Genomic DNA, 5,717 nt, shown 5'->3' with positions numbered 1-5,717 from the left:
CGCGGGCGCGGGCAATGACGTGGTCTATGCGGGAAGTGGCGCCGATACGATCACGGGCGGGACTGGCGATGACGACCTTTACGGTGGCGACGGCGGCAACACCTACATCTACAACATTGGCGATGGCAACGATCGTATCGTCCAGGGCTTTTGGGAAGACGGCGTCGATACGCTGAGCTTCGGCGCCGGTATTGCGCCCACCGATCTGATCCTGACCCGCGATGTGCTCGACACCAATAATGTGACGATCAGCTTTGCCAGCGGTGCGGGCTCCATCCTGCTGGAAGATCAATTTGGCGGCCGCGCGTCGGGAATCGAGCAGATTCAGTTTGCCGATGGCACGATCTGGGATCGTGGTGCGATCGAAGCCCATATCTCGGTGCGAGCGCCCGATATCACCGGCAGCAGCGGGTCCAATGATCTGACCGGTACGGCAGGCCAGGACCAGATATACGGCTATGGCGGTGACGACACGCTGACTGGCGGGACCGGGAATGACTTCCTGGCCGGTGGCGGTGACGATGATACCTATGTGTTTAATCGTGGTGACGGCGCCGACACGATCTATGACGATTGGGGGAGCGACACGCTCCGCTTCGGCGCGGGCATCACTGTTGCCGACCTAGTCCTGCTGCCGGCGACGACTGACGGCGACGTTCTTGGCTTGTTCATCGGCATCGCCGGAACCAGCGACCGCGTCTATATCCGCAACCAGAATGCCAATAACGGCCATGGCATCGAACATTTCGAGTTTGCTGACGGCACGGTGTTGTCCGATGCCGACATGCGCGCCCGGCTCGTCACCGGCACTGCCGGCGATGATCGCATTTACGGCACACCCTTCGCGGACCAGGCCATGGGCGGCGCAGGGAACGATGAGATTAACACCGGCGATGGCAATGACATGCTGACCGGTGGTCAGGGTGATGATTATCTGAACGGTCAGGGCGGAGACGACACTTATGTCTTCAACCGCGGCGATGCGTCGGACACGATCTTCGACGATTCGGGCACGGACACGTTGCGCTTCGGTGCCGGTATCAGCGCCGCCGACCTGGTTCTTTCGGTGCCTACGGTCGACAATGACTTCCAGGGCTTGATCGTCTCGATCGCGGGCACCAGCGACCGCATCTACCTGCGTAATCAGAATGCCAATAATGGCCACGGTATCGAGCGTTTCGAATTTGCCGACGGCACGGTGCTGACCGATACGGCTCTGCGGACGATGCTGATGTCGGCGATCGTTACCAATGGTAACGACAAGGTCTATGGCACCAACTATGCCGACACCATCAACGGCGGCTTGGGCGATGACGAGATCACCTCGGGCGACGGCAATGACACACTCACCGGCGGCCAGGGCAATGATTATCTCAATGGTCAGGGCGGAGACGACACTTATGTGTTCAACCGCGGCGACGGATCGGACACGATCTTCGACGATTGGGGCACGGATACGCTGCGCTTCGGTGCGGGGATCAGCGCCGCCGATCTGGTTCTCACCGTGCCTACCGTCGATAGTGACTTCCAGGGCCTGATCGTCTCGATCTCTGGCACCAGCGACCGCATTTACCTGCGCAACCAGAACAGCGCCAATGGCCACGGCGTCGAGCGTTTCGAGTTCGCCGACGGTACGGTGCTGACCGACGCGAACCTGCGGACGCTGCTGATGTCGGCGATCGTTACCAATGGCGATGACAAGGTCTATGGCACCAATTACGCCGATACCATCAATGGCGGCCAGGGCGACGATGAACTGACCTCGGGCGACGGCAACGACATACTGACCGGCGGCCAGGGCAATGATTATCTCAATGGTCAGGGCGGAGACGACACCTATGTGTTCAACCGCGGCGACGGGTCGGACACGATTTTCGACGACTGGGGTACGGATACGCTGCGCTTCGGTGCGGGGATCAGCGCCGCCGACCTGGTGCTCACCGTGCCTACCGTCGATAGTGACTTCCAGGGCCTGATCGTCTCAATCGCGGGCACTAGCGACCGCATCTACCTGCGCAACCAGAACAGCGCCAATGGCCATGGCATCGAGCGTTTCGAATTTGCCGACGGCACGGTGCTGTCCGATGCAGACCTGCGGACGCTGCTGATGTCCGCGATCGTCGGTAATGGCGACGACAAGGTCTATGGCACCAACTATGCCGACGCCATCAATGGCGGCAATGGCAACGACGAGATCACGTCGGGCGACGGCAACGATGTCCTGACCGGTGGCAAGGGCAACGACTATCTGAACGGCCAGGGCAATGACGATAGCTATATCTACAACCGGGGCGACGGGTCGGACACGATTATCGATGACTGGGGCTATGATACGCTCCAGTTCGGCGCGGGTATCGACGAGTCCGATGTCGTGGTTTCGCGAGCCCTCACCGATAGTGATGGAAATGGCGTCATCCTCTCGATCAAGGGAACAAACGATCGCATCTATCTGCGGTCGGAATTCGATGGCAATCGCATCGACCTGATCAAATTCCAGTCGGACGCGACCTGGAACGTGAACACGCTGCTCCAGCTCCTGCGTGGCACCACCATCGATGGCAGCACCGTACCCGTCACCATGGGTGACGATACGATCATCGGCGCCGCGACCAATGACAGCATCCGCGGCATGAAGGGCGACGACCTTCTCCGTGGCGGTGCGGGTTCGGACACTTACAGCTTCGCCCGTGGCGACGGGCATGACACGATCTACGATCCGACTGATGCGGGTTCGACCGACACGCTGGTGTTGGAGGGCATCAATCCGGCTGACGTCAAGGTGTTGGTGTCGCCGACCGACGCGCAGGATCTCATCCTCTATATCGACGATGATAATGTCATTTACCTCGATCAGCAAAATGCCAATGCGTCGTCGGGGATCGAACAGGTTCGCTTCGCGGACGGCACGATCTGGACCCGCGACATGCTGGCGGCCAAGGCCAGTAGCGGTCAGGGCACCGCTGGTGATGACACGCTGATCGGGACCAATTTTGCCGATACGCTGGCGGGTGGGGCCGGCAACGACACGCTCATCGGCAGCGGCGGCAACGACACTTATGTCTATAATATCGGTGACGGTGACGACACGCTCATCGACGATAACGGCGCGGGCAATGACCCGAGCCAGGCGGGCAATGCTGGTAATGTCGATACGCTGAGCTTCGGCCCAGGTATCAGCCTCGCCGATATACGCCTCACCCAACCGACCGCGGGCGGTCCGCTCGTCATATCCTTCGCATCCCACCCCGGTTCGATCACATTCAAGGGGCTGAACACGGGCGGGCGTTCGGGAGTCCAACTGATCCGCTTCGCCGACGGATCCACCGTCACCATGGACCAGCTCCGTGCATCGGCTATCAACGCAGCCGCGACGAGCGGCGACGATCTGATCCGGGGTTTTGGTACGGACGACACGCTTGATGGCGGCGCCGGCAACGATATGCTGGCAGGTGGTGGCGGCGCCGACACCTATCTCTTCGATTTGGGCGACGGCGCCGATACGATTATCGAGACAGCGGATGGCGCGGCCAACAAGCTCATCTTCGGGGCTGGCATTGCGACCGCCGATATACATCTGCTTCGCACCGCTGATGCGCCGGACGACCTGGTGTTGGCCCTTGCGAACGGCACCGACAAGGTGACGATCAAGAGCCAGTTCGCCAATGGCGGCGCGGCCGGTATCCAGCAAATCCAATTCGCTGACGGGACGGTTTGGTCGTCCAAGGACTTCGAGGCCATCCTGCTTGCGCAACCGGCAACGCCGGGAGCCGACTATCTGGTCGGTGACGACAATGCCAACAGCATCGATGGACTGGCGGGCGACGATGTCATCCTCGGTGGCACCGGCGACGATACGCTTTACGGGGCCGATGGCAACGATACCCTTTATGGCGGGGCCGGGGACGACAAGCTCTATGGCGGGGCGGGTGATGACATCCTCTCGGGCGATACCGGCACCGATCTGCTGGACGGCGGAGCCGGCTTCGATATCGCGGATTACAGCTTCTCGCTCGACAGCTGGTCGATCGATCTCGCGGCCGGTACGGCCAGGATCGTCACCAGTCAGAATTCCACCGTCAGCGAGAGCTTGACCGCAATCGAAGGCGTCATTGGCGGTTTGGGTTCCGACACCATCGTCGGTGACGATGGCGCCAACCAGCTCCAGGGCGGTGGCGGCAACGACACGCTCGATGGCGCGGGTGGCGACGACGCCTTCATCTTCGACGGTGACGAGAACGGTATCGATAGGATCGATGGCGGGGTCGGCTATGACCGCATCGAAGCGGTATCGGACGGTACGGTGATCGGACTTGCAAGCCTGACGAATATCGAGCTGATCACGGCGCAGGGACATGCCAACGTCACGATCGAGACGACCGACGATGCCGACACGCTGGACCTGTCCGGCACCCAGCTCGACGGCATCGCGTCCATCAATATGGGCGGTGGTAATGACGTCATTACAGGTTCGCTCGGCGCCGATATCATCAACGCCGGTGATGGCGATGACATCATCCGCTATGTCGGCGCATCGACCGGTGGCGATCAGGTCGATGGCGGCGCTGGCAATGACATGATTGTGGCCGGCGCTGACAATAGCGTCATCCGGCTGGCCAGCTTCCAGAATGTCGAAGCCATCTCCGGCAATGGCTTCGCCAATGTCGTGCTGGCGCGCACCGATGCGAGTGAGGTCACCGATCTGAATAGCATCGCAGTCTCGGGCCTGGCCTATGTCGATCTGGCTGGAGGTGACGACACGTTTGTTGGCACGGCCCAGGCCGATACGGTGCGGGGTGGCGCTGGCGACGATCAACTGACCGGGGCCGGCGGCGATGATGTTTTCCAATATGCTGGGACAAGCTCGGGCTTTGACACGATCGACGGCGGGGCCGGCTATGATCGGCTGCAGGCAGCGAGCGACGGTGCGGTGATTGGCATTCGGTCGATCAGCAATGTCGAGGCGATCGACGGCAACGGTTTTGCGAATGTCCGCCTGGTAACAACGGATGGCAATGACAGCCTTGCGCTTCAGGGCGTCACCCTGACCGGCATCAGCGAGATTGATCTCGGAGCCGGCGCTGACAGCTTTGCGGGATCGTCGGGTAGCGACACGGTATCTGGCGGTTTGGGCAACGATTCGCTGTCGGGCGGTGCAGGCGACGATGTCTATCTATTCGATCGTGGCGATGGCAACGATGTGATCCGTGAAAAGGATGCCGATGGAGTAGGTGGCGGAAGCGATACGTTGCGCTTTGGGGCGAACGTGTCGGCCGCTGATATCCAGATAACGCGTGTCAATGGTGGAGCGGACTATCTCCTGACCATCGCCAACGGGGGCGGTACAGTGCTGATTGCTGGGGCGGGGACAAGCGACACGGCTAATCAGATCGAGAATATCCAGTTCGCTGACGGGACGATCTGGGATCTCGCACGCATAAGGCTGGAAGCAGCAACCCGTGGCTCAGCCATCGGGGAGAGAATCGATGGTACATCTGGTCCAGATGTGATCCAAGGAAATGGGGGTGATGATTTTCTCCTCGGTTGGGGAGGGGATGATACTTATATTTATGCATCGGGTGACGGCAACGACCACATTGTGGATTATAATGGTGGTGTTGCCGACAATGACACATTGAAGCTGGTGGACCTCAATCCTGGCGATGTGGAACTGCGCCGGTCGGGCGATCAGCTTTACATCAAGGATCTGACGACCGGCC

The 5,717-nt window shown here is 60.5% G+C and carries 1 protein-coding gene; it reads left to right on the top strand.

The genetic code is table 11. The features are described from left to right. Positions 1-5,717, top strand: a 5,717-nt coding sequence (locus MRBLMC3_RS07935) for a calcium-binding protein (RefSeq protein ID WP_363827393.1), incomplete at both ends; no start/stop codon positions are given.

This window comes from Sphingobium sp. LMC3-1-1.1, assembly GCF_040676285.1.
GTDB lineage: Bacteria > Pseudomonadota > Alphaproteobacteria > Sphingomonadales > Sphingomonadaceae > Sphingobium.
This window is presented reverse-complemented; position numbering and strand designations above follow the sequence as displayed.